Annotated in this window: 17 protein-coding genes and 1 pseudogene; 6 read left to right on the top strand and 12 right to left on the bottom strand. The window is 76.2% G+C overall.

Annotated elements, in window-relative coordinates; genetic code table 11:
- Positions 1-78: 78 nt before the first annotated feature.
- The 5 genes from AC5K6T_RS08090 to infC all read right to left on the bottom strand — a co-directional run bounded on the left by AC5K6T_RS08090 (position 79) and on the right by infC (position 4,641).
- A complete protein-coding gene (locus AC5K6T_RS08090) occupies positions 79-1,185 on the bottom strand; it encodes a sensor histidine kinase (protein WP_493207414.1) in 1,107 nt (368 codons plus the stop codon).
- A 483-nt stretch (positions 1,186-1,668) separates the two neighbouring features.
- Complete coding sequence (locus tag AC5K6T_RS08085; protein WP_493206929.1) at positions 1,669-2,517, bottom strand: TrmH family RNA methyltransferase; 849 nt, start codon at positions 2,515-2,517, stop codon at positions 1,669-1,671.
- Between the two features lie 707 nt (positions 2,518-3,224).
- Entirely contained in the window at positions 3,225-3,608 is a 384-nt protein-coding gene (rplT, locus tag AC5K6T_RS08080; protein WP_006141703.1) for a 50S ribosomal protein L20, read from the bottom strand.
- Between the two features lie 103 nt (positions 3,609-3,711).
- Entirely contained in the window at positions 3,712-3,906 is a 195-nt protein-coding gene (gene rpmI, locus AC5K6T_RS08075) for a 50S ribosomal protein L35 (protein WP_003977225.1), read from the bottom strand.
- 108 nt (positions 3,907-4,014) lie between these two features.
- Entirely contained in the window at positions 4,015-4,641 is a 627-nt protein-coding gene (infC, locus tag AC5K6T_RS08070) for a translation initiation factor IF-3 (protein WP_240122288.1), read from the bottom strand.
- 378 nt (positions 4,642-5,019) lie between these two features.
- Here infC and AC5K6T_RS08065 point away from each other — a divergent pair, with 378 nt between their 5' ends.
- On the top strand, positions 5,020-5,385 hold the full coding sequence (locus AC5K6T_RS08065; RefSeq protein WP_493206923.1) for a DUF1844 domain-containing protein: 366 nt from the start codon (positions 5,020-5,022) through the stop codon (positions 5,383-5,385).
- 16 nt (positions 5,386-5,401) lie between these two features.
- Here AC5K6T_RS08065 and AC5K6T_RS08060 read toward each other — a convergent pair whose 3' ends face one another.
- Positions 5,402-6,133 carry an SseB family protein gene (locus tag AC5K6T_RS08060; RefSeq protein ID WP_493206921.1) on the bottom strand — a complete coding sequence of 244 codons (732 nt, stop codon included), beginning with the start codon at positions 6,131-6,133 and terminating at the stop codon, positions 5,402-5,404.
- Positions 6,134-6,243: 110 nt separating this feature from the next.
- Here AC5K6T_RS08060 and AC5K6T_RS08055 point away from each other — a divergent pair, with 110 nt between their 5' ends.
- Positions 6,244-7,293 carry a serine hydrolase gene (locus tag AC5K6T_RS08055; protein ID WP_493206919.1) on the top strand — a complete coding sequence of 350 codons (1,050 nt, stop codon included), beginning with the start codon at positions 6,244-6,246 and terminating at the stop codon, positions 7,291-7,293.
- Between the two features lie 226 nt (positions 7,294-7,519).
- Here AC5K6T_RS08055 and mycP read toward each other — a convergent pair whose 3' ends face one another.
- Together mycP and AC5K6T_RS08045 are read right to left on the bottom strand one after the other, a co-directional pair.
- Positions 7,520-8,689, bottom strand: coding sequence for a type VII secretion-associated serine protease mycosin (gene mycP / locus AC5K6T_RS08050; RefSeq protein ID WP_493206917.1), 1,170 nt, complete (start codon positions 8,687-8,689; stop codon positions 7,520-7,522).
- Positions 8,686-9,477 carry a hypothetical protein gene (locus AC5K6T_RS08045; protein WP_493206915.1) on the bottom strand — a complete coding sequence of 264 codons (792 nt, stop codon included), beginning with the start codon at positions 9,475-9,477 and terminating at the stop codon, positions 8,686-8,688. Before AC5K6T_RS08045 ends, mycP begins: the two co-directional genes overlap by 4 nt.
- 1,253 nt (positions 9,478-10,730) lie before the next feature.
- On the opposite strand from AC5K6T_RS08045, the gene AC5K6T_RS08040 reads away from it, so the two are divergent.
- Both AC5K6T_RS08040 and AC5K6T_RS08035 read left to right on the top strand, forming a co-directional pair.
- A complete protein-coding gene (locus AC5K6T_RS08040) occupies positions 10,731-11,933 on the top strand; it encodes an amino acid deaminase/aldolase (RefSeq protein WP_493206913.1) in 1,203 nt (400 codons plus the stop codon).
- 63 nt (positions 11,934-11,996) lie between these two features.
- Positions 11,997-13,569, top strand: a pseudogene (locus AC5K6T_RS08035) (IS1182 family transposase).
- 504 nt (positions 13,570-14,073) lie between these two features.
- Here the strand turns inward: AC5K6T_RS08035 and AC5K6T_RS08030 are convergent.
- Positions 14,074-15,039: a DUF2510 domain-containing protein gene (locus tag AC5K6T_RS08030; protein ID WP_493207412.1), complete on the bottom strand. Its 966-nt coding sequence runs from the start codon at positions 15,037-15,039 to the stop codon at positions 14,074-14,076.
- 386 nt (positions 15,040-15,425) lie between these two features.
- Entirely contained in the window at positions 15,426-16,397 is a 972-nt protein-coding gene (locus AC5K6T_RS08025) for a LysR family transcriptional regulator (RefSeq protein ID WP_493206911.1), read from the bottom strand.
- 70 nt (positions 16,398-16,467) lie between these two features.
- On the opposite strand from AC5K6T_RS08025, the gene AC5K6T_RS08020 reads away from it, so the two are divergent.
- Positions 16,468-17,646: a TDT family transporter gene (locus AC5K6T_RS08020; RefSeq protein WP_493206909.1), complete on the top strand. Its 1,179-nt coding sequence runs from the start codon at positions 16,468-16,470 to the stop codon at positions 17,644-17,646.
- Here the strand turns inward: AC5K6T_RS08020 and AC5K6T_RS08015 are convergent.
- Positions 17,573-18,292 carry a helical backbone metal receptor gene (locus tag AC5K6T_RS08015; RefSeq protein WP_493206907.1) on the bottom strand — a complete coding sequence of 240 codons (720 nt, stop codon included), beginning with the start codon at positions 18,290-18,292 and terminating at the stop codon, positions 17,573-17,575. The two genes, AC5K6T_RS08020 and AC5K6T_RS08015, sit on opposite strands and share 74 nt — an antisense overlap.
- On the bottom strand, positions 18,292-18,858 hold the full coding sequence (locus AC5K6T_RS08010; protein WP_493206905.1) for a helix-turn-helix domain-containing protein: 567 nt from the start codon (positions 18,856-18,858) through the stop codon (positions 18,292-18,294). The genes AC5K6T_RS08015 and AC5K6T_RS08010 overlap by 1 nt, the downstream gene beginning before the upstream one ends.
- Positions 18,859-19,434: 576 nt before the next feature.
- On the opposite strand from AC5K6T_RS08010, the gene AC5K6T_RS08005 reads away from it, so the two are divergent.
- Entirely contained in the window at positions 19,435-20,364 is a 930-nt protein-coding gene (locus tag AC5K6T_RS08005) for a 5'-3' exonuclease (RefSeq protein WP_493207410.1), read from the top strand.
- The last annotated feature ends 18 nt before the right edge of the window (positions 20,365-20,382 follow it).

Raw genomic sequence — 20,382 nt, 5'->3', positions numbered from 1 at the left:
CTGGGCGGCCGTGTGCAGGACACAAAGGTGCCAAAGGCCGAGTCTAACGGGGTGAGGGGGTGCGGATGCGCCCGCGGGTCACCGGTCGAGATAGGCCGGTGCGGCCACGGGCAGCGTAAATCGGAACTCGGCGCCGCCGACGGCGGCGCGGCCGACCGTGATGGTGCCGCCGTGGGCTTCGACGATCCCCTTGACGATGTAGAGCCCGAGCCCGGTCCCGCCGCGCTTGCTGCCCCGCCAGAAGCGGGTGAAGACGCGGTTCATGGACTCCTCCGGAATGCCGGGGCCCTCGTCGCTCACGGTGACCGACGTGCCGGTGTCCTCCCCCTCTCGGGGGGAGGGCGCGGGCCTGACACCGATGGTGACAGTTCCCTCGCCGTGCCGCACGGCGTTTTCCAGGAGGTTGCCGAGCACCTGGTCGATCTTGTCGGGGTCGGCCCACAGGTCGGGCAGCGGCTGTTCGAGGCGGAGCAGGAACCGGTCGGCGGGCTGTCCGGCGGCGACGTAGGCCTGGATGTGACGGCCGACGGCGGCGCCGATGTCGACGGGCTGGCGGCGGACCTCCAGGCGGCCGGAGTCGATGCGGGAGATGTCGAGCAGTTCGGCGATGAGCCGGGTGACCCGGTCCGCGTCGGCGTCGACGGTCTCCAGCATGAGGCGCTTCTGGTCGTCGGTGAAGCGTTCCCACTTGGCGAGCAGGGTCGCCGTGAAGCCCTTGACGGAGGTGAGCGGGGAGCGGAGTTCGTGGGCGACCGTGGCGATCAGTTCGGCGTGGCTGCGTTCGGTGCGGCGGCGGGCCTCGGTGTCGCGCAGGCTGACCACGACCCGGTGCACGGGGCCGGCCGGGCGGGCGCGCACGTACCGCGCGGTGACCAGGACCTCCCGGCCGCCCGGCAGCAGCAGGTTCCGCTCGGGCTGCCCGGTGCGGACCGCGAGCCCGCCGTAGGGGTCGGTGAGCTGCCACCACCGCCGTCCGTCGAGGTCCTCCAGCGGCAGGGCGGCGTCGAGCCGGCGGCCGAGGGCGTCGTCTGCCGGGACGGCGGTGATGCGTTCGGCGGCGGCGTTGAAGCAGATCACCCGGCCGTGCTCGTCGGCGACGACGAGCCCGTCGGGCAGGTCGTCGGGCAGGACCCCGAGCCCGCGTGGGCCGCCGTGGCCGGGGTGGCCGGGGCCGCGGTCCCGCAGGGGGGTGGAGCTCCGGCCGGCGGTGTCCCGGCGGGGCCGGGCGTCGGCGGGACCACCGGGCGCGGGGGCCGCGGCCCGGGGTGTGCCGGCGGGTGAGGCGGCGGCCCGGGGCGCGGGGAGCCCGGCGCCCGGCCCGCCGGCGGGCCGGGCGGCGGCGTCGGTGCCCGGGCCGGGCCGGTGGTCGCGGACGCCGTCGTCCCCAGGGGCGGGCAGGTCGCCGTCGGCGGCGTCGCCGGGAGCGTCGGGGCGGGGCGGTCCCGGGTCGGCTCGGCGCGGCTCGGGTGGCCGGCCCGCGTCGTTCCCCTCCGCTGCACTGCCCGTGCCCACGGCCATGTCCCCGTACCCCACCTCTCAGACGGCAATGCAGCTGCCTCCCCGCTCAGCGCAGCCGAGAGCCTGGGGGAGGGCCTCCGGGCAGGTCACCCTACTAGGGTCTGCCGTTGTTCCGGCGCGGTCCGGCCGGGGCGGCGGACCGGCGGGAGGCTACCCTCCGGCCGCCCGACGGCAGCCTCCGGCGGCGCGCTGCGCACGGGCCGACGCATACAGGCATACGGCTGCGGCGGTCGCCAGATTCAGACTCTCGGCGCGGCCGTGGATGGGTACGCGCACGACGGCGTCCGCGAGCGCGCGGGTCTCCTCCGGGAGCCCCCACGCCTCGTTGCCGAACACCCAGGCGGTGGGCCCGCCCATGGTGCCCCGGTCGAGTTCCTCGTCGAGGTCCCGGTCGCCCGCCCCGTCGGCGGCGAGCACCCGCACACCGGCGTCCCTCAGGCCGGCGACGGCCCGCTCGACGGGGACGCCGACGGCGACGGGCAGGTGGAACAGCGAGCCGACGGAGGCGCGTACGGCCTTGGGGTTGTACAGGTCGACGGAGGCGTCGGTCAGCACGACGGCCTCCGCGCCGGCGGCGTCCGCGCAGCGCAGGACGGTACCCGCGTTGCCGGGGTCGCGGACGTGGGCGAGCACGGCGACCAGCCGGGGCCGGGCGTGCAGGATCTCCTCGAACGGCGTGTCGAGGAACCGGCACACTCCGACCAGGCCCTGCGGTGTGACGGTGGTGGAGATGTCGGCGATCACCTGTTCGGCCGCGAGGTGCACCCGGGCGCCGGCGAGGTGTGCCGCCGCCACGATGTCGGCGTGGCGTTCGGCGGCCTCGACGGTCACGAACAGCTCGGCCAGCCGGTCCCCGTGCCCGGCGGCCTCCCGGACCGCCTGGGGGCCCTCCGCGAGGAACAGCCGCTCCTTGCCCCGGACGTTCCGCCTGGCCAGCCGCCGGGCGGCGGACACGCGGGGGGACCGGGGGGAGATCAGCTCGGGGCTGACGGGGGACATGCGACTCACCTTCGACGAGTGTTCCTCCGCGCCGCCCGGCCGGGCCGCGGGGCGGCCGGGCCTGCGGGCGGTCGCGTCCGGCGTGGCGGCGGAGCCCGGCGGTCCACCGGAACGGAGCGACGGGGGCCGGACCGGTCGGCGGGGCTGCGGGCGATACGGGGGTGCGGGCGTTACTGGGGCGGGGTGCGGCGGGGTGCGGGGGCGCGGGTACGGCCGGGAGACGGAGGGGCTGCGGCGGCCGGCACGGTGCGAGGCCGTCGCGGCACCGGAGGAGGCCGGTGCACGCCGGGCCGGTGCACGCCGGGCCGGTGCACGCCGGGCCGGTGCACGCCGGGCCGGTGCACGCCGGGCCGGTGCACGCCGGGCCGGTGCACGCCGGGCCGGTGCACGCCGGGCCGGGAGGCCGGCGTGCACCGAAGGGCGGCATGCCCGCCGCCCCGTACCGCCGGGCCGCCCGGGACCGCCGCCGCTTCCGCGGCCGGACGGTCGTCCGGCTCGACGGCGCGGCCCACGGCCGGGGGTGCGGGGCGTGGGCCTGCGGGGCGCGGACCTGTCGGGACGGGCGGCCGGTGGGGCACGGCGGGCACGGGTGCGGCCGGCGCGTGGCACGCGCACGGCGCCGGGTGGCGTGTGCGGCGCATACGACGACGGACCCGCGGGCTCGCGCCCGGGGGTCCGTCGTGCGTCGGCTCAGCGCCGGCGTCGCCTCACGCGGCCTTCGGCGCGTTGACGTCGCTCGGCAGCGCCTTCTGGGCGACCTCGACCAGCGCGGCGAACGCGTTGGCGTCGTTGACCGCGAGCTCGGCGAGGATCTTGCGGTCGACCTCGACGTTCGCGGCCTTCAGGCCCTGGATGAAGCGGTTGTAGGTGATGCCGTTGGCGCGGGCAGCGGCGTTGATGCGCTGGATCCACAGCTGGCGGAAGTCACCCTTGCGCTTCTTGCGGTCGTTGTAGTTGTAGACCAGCGAGTGGGTGACCTGCTCCTTGGCCTTGCGGTACAGGCGCGAACGCTGACCGCGGTAGCCGGAGGCCTGCTCGAGGATCGCCCGGCGCTTCTTGTGGGCGTTGACTGCCCGCTTGACGCGTGCCACTTGTTAACTCCTTGTAGCGGGGCCGTGGTTGTCCTCACACGGCCCGGAATCGATGGGGTCCCGGTCCTGACGTGCGGCGCTCCGCTGCGGGGCGCCGGTCACGTCACTTGCCGAGAAGCTTCTTGATCTTCGCGGCGTCGCCCGGGGCCATCTCGGCGTTGCCGGTGAGGCGACGCGTCACGCGGGACGACTTGTGCTCAAGCAGGTGGCGCTTGCCGGCGCGCTCGCGGAGCACCTTGCCGGAGCCGGTGATCTTGAAGCGCTTGCTGGCACCGCTGTGCGACTTGTTCTTCGGCATAGCGCCGTACTCTCCTCGTCGGTGGCGCTCCGGTGCCCGGTTCGAGAACCGGGCACGGTGGAGCGTCGCTCTTGTTTCGGTTGCATCCTGGGACTCGCGTCCCGAGGATCACGCCTCGGCGGACGCCTCAGCCTCGGCAGGGTTCTGCGAGCGACCGGGGTTGGCCTTCGCGGACGCCTTGCGGGCCTCCTGCGCCTGGCGGGCCTCGGCCATCGCCTCGGTCTTCTTCTTGTGCGGACCGAGAACCATGATCATGTTGCGGCCGTCCTGCTTGGGGTTGGACTCGACGAAGCCGAGGTCCTGGACGTCCTCCGCCAGACGCTGCAGCAGCCGGTAGCCCAGCTCGGGCCGGGACTGCTCGCGACCACGGAACATGATCGTGATCTTGACCTTGTCGCCCTGCTTGAGGAACCGGACGACGTGACCCTTCTTGGTGTCGTAGTCGTGCGGGTCGATCTTCGGCCGGAGCTTCATCTCCTTGATGACCGTGTGCGCCTGGTTCTTGCGCGCCTCACGGGCCTTCATGGCCGACTCGTACTTGAACTTCCCGTAGTCCATGAGCTTGCACACGGGCGGACGGGCGTTCGCCGCGACCTCGACCAGGTCGAGGTCGTACTCCTGGGCAAGCTCCAGTGCCTTCGCGAGCGGCACGATGCCGACTTGCTCGCCACTGGGACCGACAAGTCGCACCTCGGGAACGCGAATCCGGTCGTTGATGCGGGGCTCGGCGCTGATGGATCCTCCTCGGTAGCACCACGCGACGGCCTGGCGGACAGCCGCGTAACGTCTGCAGTTCGGTAGACCTGACCGCGCCGAAGCAGAAAAAACGCCCCGGACGATCACAGGCGGGGCTCCATGGCACTACCGGAGCACCGCCGCGAAGGCCGCGGGGCGCGCTCTCGGGCGACTCCATCGTCCGTACGGAACGATGGCGGCCGCCTGACCGGGGGTGACCCGCCGCCCGGAGGACGGTCGGGTGGGAGATCGGAGCCTCCACTTGCGGGCCGGGCACCTCGGGTGTGGTCCTGGGGCATCCAGCCGGTCGTCACACAAGGTTAGCAGCATCCCGGGGGTGGTGCTAACCGGCCGGGTCCTGCCCCTATCGTGTGGGGCATGAGTGAGAGCCCTTCCGACACGCCCGCCTTCGACAGGATGACCCGCGACATCGCGGAGGTGCCGGCGGTGGAGGTGATCGTGACGGTCGCCGTCAACCTGATGAGCGCCGCCGCCGTGAAGCTCGGCCTCGCCCCGCAGGAGGGCGGCTCCGAGCAGTACAAGGACCTCGACGAGGCCCGCAAGCTGATCACCGCCCTCGCCGGTCTGCTGGACGCGAGCGCGACCGAGATCAGCTCCTTCCACGCCGCCCCGCTGCGCGACGGCCTGAAGTCGCTCCAGCTCGCCTTCCGCGAGGCGTCCGTCGTCCCGGACGAGCCGGGTCAGGGGCCGGGCGAGAAGTACACGGGTCCGGTCTACGGCTGACCGCACGCGGGCGCGGTCAGTCGCGGACGAACAGGGGTTCGCCCGGGGGTGCGGCGCCGGCCGGCAGGACGGCCAGGTCGAGACCGTGCACCAGGCGGGCCCGCAGCGTCTCGTCGGCGGCCATCCGCCGGGCGACCGCGTGGACCCCGGCGTCCTGCGGCACGCCGGGGCGCAGGACGAGCGCGAGCGTGCCGTCGGCCCGGCCGGGTCCGAGGTGGGCGCGCTGCACGGCGCCGACGTCGGCGACCACGGCGCGGACCGCCGCGACGACCGCCGGGTCGGCCAGCGGATCCGTACTGGTGCGGCCCTCCGCGAGGGCGAGCAGCGCGGCACCGGTCAGCTCGAAGGCGACCGGGCCCGCCAGGTCCAGGACCACGGTGTCGGCCTTCTCGTGCGCGGCCGCCCGGAGCGCCTGGTGCAGCGGCACGGCCACCGGCCGGGCCCCGGGGTCCCAGCGGGCGAGCGCCGCGGTGGAGGTGAAGGCGGGCAGTGCGGTGCGGGCGCCGGCCTTCAGCGTGGGCACGGCCATGTCGCTGGTCTTCTCGCGGCGCAGCCCGTTCTCGTCCTCCTCGGCCTCACCGAGCACGGCGACGACGGGGACGAGCAGCCGGGCGCCCCGGAGGGCCTCCAGGACGGGGCCGACGGCGGTACGGTCCTCGGCCCAGGCGGTGAGCGCGGCGGCGAGCCGGGGGTCGGCGGAGCCGTCGTCGTCGCGGAAGCCGGGGTCGGGGATGTTCTTGTTCGCCACGTTCCCGACCCTATCGGGGGGCGGTCGCTCATGTGCTTCTCAGGGTTCCCTGACCCGGCTCTCACGCTCGTCCCACGCCCGTCACACGTACGGCGTCCAGGATCGCGGGCATGCAGTCCGCCCGAGCCCGTTCCCGCCGCCGTCCGCCCGCCGGGGCTCCTTCGGCCGTACGGCGGGCGGGTGCGGCCCGGGCGGCGCGGGCGCTGTGCACGGCTGTCGCCTGCGCGGTCGTGGTGGCGGGCGCGGCCGCGGGGGTGGGCCGGGTGCACACCGGACCGCGAGCCGTGGCGCCGCCCTCCGGGACCGCTTCGCCGGTCGCGGACGGCGGGTGGGGGGACGGGGAGGAGGACACGTCGACCGAGGGGACACCGCCCGCGGCGGGCGCGGAGGGCACGGTGGAGCCCGCGGAGACGGTGGCGGCCCGCGTGGTGGACCGGGGCGCCCAGCTCACGCGGGCCATGCGGGAGGTGTCCGTGGCGGACGGGGCGCGGGTGTCGGTGGCCGTCCTGGACCCGGAGTCGGGAGCGGGCGCCGGCTACGGCGACGGGACGTTCGACACGGCGAGCGTCGTCAAGGTCGACATCCTGGCCGCGCTGCTGCTCCGGGCGCAGGACGCGGACCGGGAGCTGACCGCGGCCGAGCAAGCGTACGCCGTCGCGATGATCGAGTCCAGTGACAACGCCTCCGCGTCGGCGCTGTGGGAGTCGATAGGCGGCGCGCCGGGCCTCGACGCCGCGAACGGACGGCTGGGGCTGACCGGCACGCGGGGCGGCGACGGGCCGCTGTGGGGGCTGACCCGGACCACGGCCGCGGACCAGCTCGTACTGCTCCGGCAGGTGTTCGGGGACTTCGGGGAGGACGCCGCGCTCAGCCCTGCCTCACAGGCGTACGTGCGCGGGCTGATGGAGCGGATCGCCGAGGGGCAGCGGTGGGGGGTGTCCGCCGCGGCGGACGGCTCGCAGTGGGCGCTGAAGAACGGATGGCTGCCCCGGAGCACCACGGGCCTGTGGGACGTCAACAGCATCGGACGGGTCACGGTGGACGGACACGCCTACCTGGTCGCCGTGCTGTCCGACGGCAACGCCACGCAGGAGACGGGGATCTCCCTGGTCGAGGCGGCGGCCCGGGCCGCGGTGGACGTGCTCGCGACGGGGGCGTAGCGGCCGGGCGCGCGGCCCGCCGCCGGCCGCGGGGCCGGCGGCGGGCCGCGGCGACACCGGTGCGGAGTGTCCCGGGAGCCCGGGGACACCTCGGCCGGGCACGTCGCTCGGGCCCGGGCCGGGCCGCCCGGAGGGCCCCGGAGGCCACGAGCCCGCACCGCGCTCTACGAAGAAGGTAACGGGCTGCGGGGCTGCGGGGCTGCGGGGCTGCGGGGCTGCGGGGCTGCTAGAGGATCGTCCGGCGGCCGCGCCACAGGAGCACCGCGGCCGCCAGCAGCACGGCCCCGGCGCCGCCGGCCAGGAGGCCCGCCCAGGCCACCGGGCCGTCCTCGGCTTCGGGCCGGTCGGGGCCGTCGCCGAAGTACTCCCGGCCGTAGGCGGCGGACACCGGGCCCTCCGGCTCCGCACGGGCCGCCGCCTCGATGGCCGCGGCCGGGTCCACGAAGCCGAAGCCCCGGGAGTCGTCGCGGCCGCCCTGGGGGGCGTTGCGGGCCGTGTCCTCGAGGAGCCGTTTGACCTGGGCCGGGGCCAGGCCGGGGTGGGCGGACTTGACCAGGGCGGCCGCTCCGGAGACGAAGGCGGCGGCCGCGCTGGTGCCCCAGCCCTCGTAGTACTTGCGGTCGGGGTCGGCTATGACGACGTCCACACCGGGCGCGCTGACGGTGGCGTACCAGCGGCGGGTGGAGAAGGAGGCGCGGGTGCCGAACTTGTCGACGGCGGTCGCCGCGACGACGCCCGGGTACGCGGCCGGGTAGGAGATGTGGTCGCCCTTCTCGCCGCCGTTCCCGGCCGAGGCGACCACGACGGCGCCCTTCGCGAGGGCGTACTGGACCGCTTCGTCCTCGGCGGGTTCCGGGTGGGCGGAACGGGAGTCGTCGCCGAGGGACAGGTTGATGACGTCGGCGCCGTGGTCGGCGGCCCAGCGGATGCCCTCGGCGAGGGCGTTGCCGCGCGTCTTGCGGGCCCTGCTCCGGGAGGGGTCGCCGTCCTCCAGGATGACCCGCACCGGGAGGATCTTCGCGGCCGGCGCGATGCCCAGCACACCGTCCGCGCCGCCGGGGCCGTGTCCGTGCCCGGCGATGATCCCGGCCATGGCGGTGCCGTGCCGGGCCCAGGCGTGGTCGCCCTGCCCGGCGCCGAACCCGACCATGTCCTTGGCCGGGAGCACGCTGCCGACGAGGTCGGGGTGGCTGTCGTCGACGCCGGTGTCGAGGACGGCGACGGTGATGCCCTCGCCCTTCGTGGTCTGCCAGGCCTGCGCCGTGTGCAGGGCCTCCAGGGCCCACTGCTTGGCACGGATCACGTCGGCGTGCGCGACGGTGGCCGGCACCAGGGCGAGGGAGGCGGCGAGGACGCCGCCCAGCAGGGCGGTCGCGGCGGTCGTACGTCGGGTCATGACGGCTGCTCCGTGGCCGCGGCGGCGTCCTTGCGCAGGCCGCGCTCGATCCGGTCGGCGAGGCCCCGCGCCTCGTGGCCCAGGCCGGCCTGGGCGGGGGCGGCGGTGGCCGAGCCGCGGGTGGCGTCGGCGGCGGGCTGCGGTTCGTCCACCGTGCGGGCGTCCGCCCAGCCGGAGACGGCGTACACGACGACGGGTGCGTCGGTGAGCACGGACACCGTCCAGGAGGCGCGCTGGCGGACGCCGAAGCCCGCGGCGACGGTGCCGGGCGCGGCGTAGGGGCGGGGCATCAGGTCGGTGCGCTCGTCCAGGCCCTCTGCCGCGAAGCGGCCGTCCAGGTCGCGCATGGCCGCCGCGTCACCGTTGGTGAACAGCAGCCCCACGGTGGTGACATGGCTCTGCGTGGCGTCCGTGTAGGTGGCGCGCAGCAGGCGCCGGCAGCCCACCGGGGCGAGGACCCTCCGCAGCAGCGGGTCGAAGGCCTCGGCGCAGCCGGAGTCCGGGGCGACGGCGACCCTGGTCCAGGTGCGGTCGGCGCCGCCGGGGCCGGCGCCGGTGCCCTGCACGGTGGCGGGGAAGAGACGGTCGACGGGCACGTTGTGCCAGAGCTCGCCCGCGGCGGCGAAGGCACTGTGCCGGCGTTCCTCCGGGGAGCCGCCGGCCAGCCAGGTGCCGGCCGCCGCCCCGCCGATCAGTCCGAGGCCGAGGACGACGCACAGGGCCGCCGCGACGACGCGCCCCGTGCGGCGGACGGACCGCGGCTGCTCCTCGTGGCCCCCCTCGGGCATCTCGGGCGCCCCGAAGGTGACGACGGGCCGCGGGGCCGGAGCGCCCCAGGACAGGGCGGGGTCGGGTCCGCGGGACGGCTGACGGGGCGGCGATCCGGGGCCGGGGGCCCCGCCCGGGCCGACGTCCGGGGCCGGGCCGGGCGCGGGGAGGGCCGGGCGCAGCCCTGCCGCGGTCCCCGCTACGGCCTCGCCCCGCGGAAGGGCGGGCCGCGTCACCGGGGCGGGGGCAGGTGCCGGGGCCGACGGCTGCGGCGGAGCCGGGGAGACCACCGGCGACGGGGCCGGTGGGGCGGCGGGCCCCGGCACGGCGCCCGGCGGCGGCACGGGCCGGGAGGGCGGGTGCGGGGTCCCGGGACGGCGCGCAGGGGTGTCCGGGAAGCGGGACGAGGCGGCGGGCGGCGGCGCGGTGGACCGGGACCGCGGCGGACTCGCGCCGCCGCCCGGCTGTGCGGGGAAGCGCGGGAACCGGCGCGGCGCGCCGGAAGCACCGGCAGCGTCCCGGACGGACTCGCCGGACCGGGCAGGTCCGGCGGACCCGGCGGACCCGGCGGACCCGGCGGACCCGGGCGGCCGGGCGGACCCGGGGAGGTCCCGCGGCCCCGGGAACCCGGCCGGCCCGCCGGACCCGGCGGACGGCGCGGGCTCGCCGGACCTCCCGGGCCGCGCGGGCTCGCCGGACCTCCCGAACGGCGCGGGCTCGCCGGACCTCGCGGGCGGCGCGGGCTCGGCGCCCGCGGCCGGTTCGGCGGGGTGGCCGACGGGGCGGGGGGCATCGGTGCGGGCCGCCGCGGCGGGCTCGCCCGGCCGACGAGCCGCGTCCGGGGTCCGCGCCGCGTCCGGCGCCGGCACGAGCGGCCCGGACGTCCCGGCCGGTGCAGCCGGTGCAGCCGGTGCAGCCGGTGCGCTGTCCGGCGCGGCGCGGTCGGGCCGCGCGGCGGAACGCGGCGGGGGGTCCGCGGGTACGGCGGGCAGAGGCGGGCCGGGGGGCGGTGCCGGCTTCGGCGGGGTGCCGGGACGGGGCGGGACCGGGGGGCGTCGCGCTTCCGTGCTCATGCGCCCCCCGTTTCGTCGTGCCGTGCCGGTGCCCGTACGGGCGGGCCCTCGCGAGCCGGTCCGGTCCGGGGTCGTCGCCGCGTGCGTGCGCGTCACTCTACGGGTTGCCCCGGGGCTTGGGGGAACCGGTCCGCGAGCCGGAGGCATCTGCCCGGATCGTCCCCCTACCCTGCGGTAATCCTGTCTGGCAGGCTGCGTTCATGACTGCGCGCGCCGCCGACCGGGCCCGTTACGACCGGGCCACCGCCCTTCTCGACGCCCCCGTCGCGATCGTGGATCTGGAGGCCTTCGACGCCAACGCGGCCGATCTGGTGCGCCGGTCCGGCGGGAAGCCGGTCCGGGTCGCGAGCAAGTCCGTGCGCTGCCGGGCCCTGCTGGAGCGGGTCATGGCCATGGACGGCTTCACCGGGATCATGTCGTTCACGCTGGCCGAGTCGCTGTGGCTGGCCCGTTCCGGCTTCGACGACGTCCTGCTGGCGTATCCGTCGGCGGACCGGGCCGGATTCGCCGAGCTGACGGCCGATCCGAAACTGGCCGCCGCGGTGACGGTGATGGTCGACGATCCGGCGCAGCTCGACCTGATCGAGGCGTCGCGGGCGGGCGGCGGTGAAGTGGTGCGCGTCTGCCTGGAGTTGGACACGTCCCTGAAGCTGCTGGGCGGCCGGGTGCGGGTCGGGGCGCTGCGGTCCCCGCTGCACTCCCCGGGCCGGCTCGCCGCGCTGGCGCGGACGGTGGAGCGGCGGCCGGGCTTCCGGCTGGTGGGCGTCATGGCCTACGAGGGTCATGTCGCGGGCGTCGGCGACACGGTGGCCGGCCGGCCGCTGCGGTCACGGGCGATCCGGCTGATGCAGGCCGCGGCCCGCCGCGAACTGGCCGAGCGGCGCGCGGCCGCGGTGGCGGCGGTGCGGGCGGTCGCGCCGGGGCTGGAGTTCGTCAACGGCGGTGGCACCGGCAGTGTGCAGCACACGGCCGCGGAGGACGCCGTGACCGAGGTCGCGGCCGGGTCGGGACTGTACGTGCCGCGGCTGTTCGACAACTACACGTCGTTCAGCGGGCGTCCGGCCGCGCTGTTCGCGCAGCCGGTGGTGCGCCGGCCCGGGGTCGGCGTCGTCACGGTCCTCGGGGGCGGGTACCCCGCCTCCGGCGCGCCGGGAGCGGACCGGCTGCCGGTGCCGTATCTGCCGGAGGGATTGCGCCACGACCCCCGGGAGGGCGCGGGCGAGGTGCAGACTCCGCTGCTGGGCGCACCGGCCGACGACCTGCTGATCGGTGACAAGGTGTGGTTCCGGCACGCCAAGGCCGGTGAGCTGTGCGAGCGGTTCGACGTGCTGCACCTGGTGGAGGGCGACCGGGTGACCGCCACGGTGCCGACGTACCGCGGTGAGGGCCGCACCTTCCTCTAGAAGATCACTGAAAATCTTCGGTTCTGGCCCCGCGTGTGCTGACGCGGGGCCAGACTGTTGTGTGTGCAGGGGACGGGCTGGGAGCCGGTCGGGCCGGATGTATGGGAGACCTGCCGGGAGCTGATCCCGGCGGGGAGTGTGTTCGCGTTCCTGGCCGAGCACCGCGAGCGGTTGCTGCCGCCGGAGATGTTCGCGGACATGTACCCCTCGGCCAACGGCCGGCCGTCGTTGCCGCCGCAGGTGCTGGCGGCGGCGGTGGTGCTGCAGAGCCTGTTCGGGACCTCGGACGTGGAGACTGTGCTGGAGCTGCGGTGCGACCTGCGGTGGAAGGCGGCATGCGGGCTGGGCCTGTACGACACCGCGTTCTTCTCGCTGCTGACCTACTTCCGGCGCCGTCTGCAGCGCTCGGCGGACCCGGGCGGATCTTCACCCGGGTCAAGGAGGTCGTGGCCGCCACCGGCATCCTGCGCGGGAAGCGGCGCCGCGCGCTGGACTCCACGGTGTTCGACGACGCGGTGGCCACCCAGGACACGGTCACCCAGCTGATCTCGGCCATCCGCCGGGTGATCCGCGAGGCGCCCGGCGCCGGCCAGGTCGCCGCCACGTACTTAGCGGCGCACGACTACGCCGATGCGGGCAAGCCGAGGATCGCCTGGGACGATGAGCAGGCCCGCGCCGAGCTGGTCGACGCGCTGGTGAGCGACGCGCTCAACCTGCTGGGCCGTCTGCCTGAGCAGGAGCTGGGCGAGCGGGCGGCGAACGCGGTCGGCCTGCTGGCACTGGTCGCCGGCCAGGATGTCGAGCCCGCCGAGGACTCCGACGGCCGCGACGGCCGCTGGCGCATCACCCGCGGCACCGCCCCTGACCGGGTGGTCTCCACCGTGGACCCCGAGGCCAGACACATCCACAAGAACCGCACCCGCCACCAGGAGGGCTTCAAGGGCCACGCTGCCGTGGAGCCGGAGACCGGCCTGTTCACCGAGGTCGCCCTGGCCCCCGGCAGCGGGCCCGCCAACCACGAGGCGAGAGTCGCCGAGGACCTCCTGGCAGACGAGACCGAACCGGTCGAAGTGCTCGGCGATTCCGCCTACGGCACCGCCGGACCTGCGCGAACACCTCGAACAGGCCGGCCACGACGCGATCCTCAAACCGCCGCCGCTCCGGATGGCGGTCCCCGGCGGCTTCACCAGCGACGACTTCCACATCGACACCGAGACCAGCCAGGTCACCTGCCCGGAGGGCACACCCTCCCGCTCGGCAAGCCCCTGAAGGAGGGTTCCGTCAGGTCCAGTTCAAGACGCTGTGCACCGGATGCCCGCTGCGCGAACGCTGCACCACCTCCAAGACCGGCCGCGTCCTGCGGGTCCACCCCCTAGCACCGGCGCCTGGCCGACGCCCGTGCCCAGGCCGCCGACCCCGTCTGGAAGGACACCTACCGCCGCTGGCGGCCACCCGTCGAACGCGGCATCGCCTGGCTGACCGCCAAAGGCAACCGCAGACTCCGCTACCTCGGCACCCTCAAGAACGACACCTGGCTCCGCAACCGAGCCGCCGCCCTCAACCTCCGCCGACTCATCAACCTCGGCCTCGACCCGCCAACGACGGCACGTGGACCCTGACCCCGGCCACACCATGAAGCACGGAGGGCGGCCCCGCCACCGGCGGAACCACCCTCACAGCAAGATTTTCAGTGATCTTCGAGGGCGTGTTTCGAAAGTAGCGTCGTCTGCCCGAAGGGCAGGTCTGGCGGCGTCTGGTGCGTGCGATCGCAAGGCGGAGGGTCGCCCCGATACTGGATGTATCGGGGCGAGCCCGACAACGCGGCGAGCGTGCGTGCCAGACGCCGCCAGGCAGGCGGGACTTTCGAAACACGCCCTAGTGACCGGGAGGGTCTGCCGGGAGCCCGCGGCGTCCGGTGCGGTGCGGCGCACGCCGGAGCATCGCCCGCGTACGGGACGTACCGGGACGGTGCGACAACCCGGGACGGTGCGACAACCCGGCGAGGCGCGCCCTGCGGGTGCCGCGAGCCGGTGGACCCTCCCGGTCACGGCACCGGGTGCGGCGCCGAAGAGGCAGGCCTCCGCCGTCCGTGCGTCCTCCGCCGTCCGGCCGCCCTCTCCCCCCTCGTCGGGGGCCGCTCTCATCCCGGCGGCCCCACGCCGGTGCCGACGCCGCCGCCGGTGTCGGCGTCGGCGAGGGGCCGGATGCCGTCGGTGACGGCGTCGATGTCGGTGAGCGGCGGACCGTCCGCGCCGGCGTCGAGGGCGAAGCGGACCAGCACGGGCGAGCCGGCGCCGACGCTGGAGGGGAAGGCGAGGGACTGCACGTAGCCGCCGACCCCCTCGGCGGTGGTCACGCGCCAGCGGACGTAGTACCCGGCGCGGCCCGCCACCGCGACGGGACCGGCCGCGGTCTCACGGTGGGAGCGGATACCGCCGAAGGGCCGCCGGCCGAGCCGGTCGCGGCCGTAGGCGGCCTCGGCGGCCTCCTCGATGTCGGCCCTGGCGAGCGCCTCGGGGCCGGCGCCGTCGGAGGCGACCGCGCGCGAACTGATCAGCCCGTGACGGCACTGCCCCTCGCCGCCCGGGCAGTCGTAGGTGCCGTCGGTGGTCATCACCACCGTGCGGTCGGTGACGTACTCGGGCGGGACCCAGCCCTCCGGCAGCGGGAAGCTGATGCCGTTGAGCTGGTCGGCGACGACCGACGGGGCCCCGGACGCCGGCCCGGGCGGGGTAGGTGCCGGGGTGGACGGCCCGGTCGTCGCCGGTGCGGGCGCGGCGGGGGCGCCGGTGGCCGAGGGGCCGGTGCCGGTGGCCGGGGCGGGAGCGGCCGGGGTGCCGCCGTCGCCTCCGCCGAGCAGCACGGCGCCGGTGGTGATCGCGGCGACCAGCACCGCGCCCGCCACGGTCAGCGCCACGACCCGGGCCCGCCCTGCCCCGGGCCCTACGGCCCCCGGCGCCCCGGCAGGCCCATAGGTTCCGGCGGCCGGCGGCGTCGGCCCGTCGCCCTCGGGGGTGCGCCGGTGCCCGGTCCAGGCAGACCCGTCCCACCAGCGCTCCAGGTGCGGGGCGTGCGGGTCGGGGTACCAGCCGGGCGGCGGTGTCATGCTCACTCCGGCACTGTAGGGCGTGGCCCGGGGAAGCGTCCCCCAGGGCCCGGGGTACGCCCCCCGGATGCCTCCGGGCGCCGCCCGGCGAACAGGACGTGTGCGGAAGGGCGGTGACGGCCCGTCGGGGCGCGGCCCACGCGTGCGGCGGCCCGCCCCGGCCTTCCCGGCGCTCGGCGCGGTCGCGGCGCTCGGCGCTCCGCCGGAGAGCCGCGCCACGGCGTCGGCCGACCGCAGCGTCGTCGTGGCCGGCCGCGCGGTTCCCCGCCCCCTTCGGGGCGCCGCCGGACCGCGGTGGACCCCGCCCGGCCCGCCCCTGCCGCTCTGCGGCCGGGAAGGTGTGCCGGACGCCGCGAGCCGGTGAGCCGTCCCGGTCACCGCACCGGCTAGCCTCGGGTCAGGGAGAGCAGGTCCCGGGCCGGGCCCACCGGCTTGTGCCCCGTGGGCCAGACCGCGCGCAGGTCCCGGGCCAGGGCGACGTCGTCGACGGGCACGCTCACCAGGCGCCGCATCGCCAGTTCCTCACGTACCGCCAGTTCGCTGAGCACGGCCGGGCCCGCGCCGCTCACCACGGCGGCCTTCACGGCCGTGGTCGAGGACAGCTCGATCAGCGGGCGGGCCAGGCCGCCGAGCGCGGTGTCCAGGACCTGCCGGGTCCCGGAGCCCTTCTCCCGCAGGATCAGGGGCGTGGTGGCCAGCTCGGCGGCCTCCAGCGGGCGGCGGCGCCGGGCCCAGGGGTGGCCGGGGGCGGTGACCACGATCAGCCGGTCCCGGGCGACGACCACGGAGTCCAGTCCGGCCGGTACCGTGCGCCCCTCCACGAACCCCAGGTCCGCCTCGTCGGACAGCAGCAGTTCCGCGACGGCGGCGGAGTTGCCGGCGTGCAGGGACACCGCGGTGTCGGGGCGTCCGGCGCGCAGCGCCAGCAGCCAGCCCGGCAGCAGGTACTCGGCGATGGTCATGCTGGCCGCGACCCGAAGCCGGGAGTCGCGCCGGTCGCGCAGCGCCTGCGCCCCCGCGTCGAACGCCTCGGCCGCCTCCACCACCCGCCGCGCCCAGTCCGTCACCAGCGCGCCCGCGTCCGTGAGGCGTGAGCCCCGCGGCGAACGGTCCACCAGGGCCACCCCGAGCTGGCGTTCCATGGAACGGACGCGGCTGCTCGCGGCGGGCTGGGTGATGCCGACCTCACGGGCCGCCGCGCCGAGGCTGCCCAGCCGGGCCACGGCCAGCAACAGCTCCAGGGCGCCCAGATCCGGCACCCGGTGCGCCAGCGACGCCCCGCCCGGCCGCCGGTCCCCGCCCTGCCCGTGTCCCTGCCCGTGTCCCTGCCCGTGCTCCTGCCCGTCCCTGCTGCCCATAACCCCACCTTATGCCGTGATAGACCCGTCCTCCCTGGTCGCGACGGCGCGGCGGGACGAGGGTGGGGGCATGGTCACCGCCATCCCGCCGCGCGCCCCCGCGCCTGCCGCACCGCGCTCCCCCGCCCCGCCCGCCGCCGCACCGCGCGGCACGGCGGCCTTCCGGCACCTCGGGCCGAACTGGTACGCGACGGTCATGGGCACCGCCGTCCTCGCCACCGCGATGCCGGCCCAGCTGCCCGCGCTGCGGCCGCTGCGCGCCCCCCTGTGGGCACTGTCCCTCGTTCTGCTGGTCCTGCTGCTGGCAGCCCGCGCCGTGCACTGGCGTCACCACCGCGACCAGGCTCGCGCGCACCTCCTGGACCCGGCGACCGCGCCGTTCTACGGCTGCCTGTCGATGGCTCTGCTCGCCGTCGGCGGGGGCGCACTGACCGCGGGGCGGGACTGGACGGGCGGCCGGGCGGCGGTGGCGCTGGACGCCGTGCTGTTCGGCGCCGGCACCGCGGTGGGGCTGGCGGCGGCCGTCACGGTGCCGTACCTGATGGCCGTACGTCACCGCGTCGGTCCCGGACAGGCCACACCCGTGTGGCTGCTGCCGCTGGTCGCACCCATGGTGGCGGCGGCGCTCGGCCCGCAGCTGGTGCCGCACCTGCCGCCGGGGCAGGCCCGCGCCACCCTGCTGTACGCCTGTGTCGCGCTGTTCGGGCTGAGCCTGCTGGCGACGCTGCTGATGCTGCCGCTGGTCTTCACGCGGCTGGTCACGGGCGGGCCGCTGCCCGTGGCGCTCACCCCGGCACTGTTCCTGGTACTGGGCCCGCTCGGGCAGTCCACCACCGCCGTCGGCCACTTCGCGGACGTCGCGCCGGGTGTGGTGCCCGCGCCGTACGCCGACGGCTTCACGCTGCTGGCGGTCCTGTACGGGGTGCCGGTGATGGGCTTCGCGCTGCTCTGGCTGAGCCTCGCCACGGCGCACCTGGTGCGGGCGCGGCGGCACGGCATGCGGTTCGCGATGACCTGGTGGGCCCTCACCTTCCCGGTGGGCACCTGTGTGACCGGCGCCGCCTCGCTGGCCCGGCACACCTCTCTCGCCGCCTACGACGTGCTCACGGTGGCCCTGTACGGCGTGCTGGTCGCCGCGTGGGCGGCCGCCGCCGCGGGCACCGTACGGGGGCTGGTCAGCGGAGAGCTGCTCGCAGGGCCTCGCCCAGCACCAGCGGCGCCTGCGCCAGCGACGGCCCGTACCAGGTGAGGTGACGGCCGTCGACGAGCGCGCAGGGCAGCCCCGCGAACGCCTCGGGGCCGTCCTCCGCGGTGAACCGGTAGGGCTCGTCCGGCAGCACCACCACGTCCGGGGACGCGGCGCGCAGTTCCGCCAGCGGGACGCGCGGATAGCGTTCGGCGTGCCCGGCGTACAGGTGGTCGACGCCGAGGCGTGCCAGCACATCGCCGGCGAAGGTGTCCCGGCCCAGCACCATCCAGGGCCGCCGCCAGACCGGCACCACGGCCGTCGCCCGGCCGGGCGGGGCGGGCGGCGCCGCCCACGCGGCCCGCGCCTCGTCCAGCCAGCGCGGCGCGGCGGCCGCCCCGCAGGCGCGCAGCACCCGGGCCAGTTCACCGAAGGCCTGCGGCACGTCCCGCACCTCGGTGACCAGCACCGGCACGCCGGCGGCCCGCAGGGCGTCCAGGTCGGGCGCGCGGTTCTCCTCCTCGTTGGCGACGACCAGGTCCGGGCGGAGCGCGACGATCCGGTCGACGGCGGGGTTCTTGGTGCCGCCGACCCGCATCACGTCCAGGTCCTCCGGTCGGACACACCAGTCGGTCGCACCCACCAGCACTCCGGGCACGGACACCGCGACGGCCTCCGTGAGCGACGGCACGAGGGAGACGACCCGCATCAGCGGGACCGGTCCTCGACGGCCTCGATGTGCTCGGCGACGGCGACCACGACCACCCGCGTGTCGGGCCCCGTCGCCCGCCAGCGGTGCCGCACTCCCCCGGTGAGGTACAGGGTGTCGCCGCGGCCCAGCCGGTACGCGCGGCCCTCCGCCTCGACCTCCACACCGCCGTCGGCGACGTACAGCAACTGGTCGTTGCGGTACTGGAACTCGCGGCCCGCCTCATGGTCGCCGGTGAACTCCGAGGCGTGCATCTGATGGTGGCCGCGGACCAGGGAGCGCGCCCGCGGACCGGCGCCGTGCCCGGGCTCCGCCGCCCGCACCACGTCGACGCTGCACGCCGGGTCGGCGGCGGCGAGCAGTTCCACGGCCGTCGTGCGCAGGGCGTCCGCGACCTTCTCCAGGGAGCCGGTGCTCGGCCGCGCCCGGTCGTTCTCGATCTGGCTCAGGAAAGGCACCGACAGGCCGCTGCGTTCGGCCACGACGGCGAGGGTGAGGTCCAGTGCCCGGCGGCGCCGCCGCACGGCCGCGCCCACGCGCAGGGGCTGGTCCTTGTGGTCGCCCATCGCTCCGGCTCCCTCCTTCGCTGGTCCCCGCCCGGCGGCCGGCCGTCCCGCACGCCGCCCACTGTGAATTCTCCCGCTGTCTTCTCCTGACGTGTCTGCACCCTACGCAGGTTCGGCAAACTGTTTCATGCGCCCGTCACATCGCCGACACACCGGCCCCGGCGCGACCCCACAGATCACGCCAGCGGTCAGCCGCCTTCCGGACCCGGCGGGCGGGGTTCCGCCCACGGTCCGGGTGCCCCGTCCCGCCCCTGACCGAACTCCGGGCCGCTCCCGTCCGGTTCGCAGGCCCTGACGTGGCTCTGCGTGGTTGTCCGGATCCATGTGGTGGCCGTACGGGCGGAGCCGCGCGTGCTCCTCGGCGCCGGCCCCACGACGGTGTGCCGCGGGACCGCACGACGGCACAGCACGGACCGCACGACGCCACGCCGTTCGCCCACGACGCACCCCGGGGCCCGCCCGGGGCCCGTGTCCGCTCCGCACGGCGTCGCCACCCGGCCGCGCCCCGGCAGCGCACCCGCGCGTGGGCCGCGCCGGGCACCCACCGCGGGGTCGCCGCCGACGGGGTACGGCATGATGCGGGGCGTGACCGGACGACTGATGCTCCTCGACACCGCCTCGCTCTACTTCCGCGCCTACTTCGGCGTACCGGAGTCCGTGAAGGCCCCGGACGGCACCCCGGTGAACGCCGTGCGCGGACTGCTGGAGTTCATCGACCGCCTCGTGAAGGACCACCGCCCCGACGAACTGGTCGCCTGCATGGACGCCGACTGGCGGCCGCAGTGGCGGGTCGACCTGATCCCCTCGTACAAGGCGCACCGGGTCGCCGAGGAGCACGAGGCGGGACCCGACGAGGAGGAGGTGCCGGACACCCTCTCGCCGCAGGTGCCCGTCATCGAGGAGGTGCTGGACGCGATCGGCATCGCCCGGGTCGGCGTCGCGGGCTACGAGGCCGACGACGTCATCGGCACCTTCACCGCGCGCGCCACCGGCCCCGTCGACATCGTCACCGGCGACCGCGACCTGTACCAGCTGGTGGACGACGCCCGCGGGGTGCGCGTGCTGTACCCGCTCAAGGGCGTGGGCACCCTCCAGCTCACCGACGAGGCGGTGCTGCGGGAGAAGTACGGTGTGGACGGGCCCGGCTACGCCGACCTGGCGCTGCTGCGCGGCGACCCCAGCGACGGCCTGCCCGGCGTGCCCGGCATCGGCGAGAAGACGGCGGCGAAGCTGCTCGCCGAGTTCGGCGACCTGGCCGGGATCATGGCCGCGGTGGACGACCCAGGGGCCCGGCTCACGCCGTCCCAGCGCACCCGCCTCACCCAGGCGCGGCCGTACCTCTCGGTCGCCCCCACGGTGGTGCGGGTCGCCGCCGACGTGCCGCTGCCCGACGTCGACCCCCGTCTGCCGCGCGCTCCGCGCGACCCCGCGGCGGTGGCCCGGCTGGGCGCACACTGGGGACTGGGCAACTCGTTGCACCGGCTGCTGCTGACACTGGGCGCGTGAGCCGGGCCGGTGCCCGGC

Source organism: Streptomyces sp. B8-7, from assembly GCF_058833805.1.
This window is presented reverse-complemented; position numbering and strand designations above follow the sequence as displayed.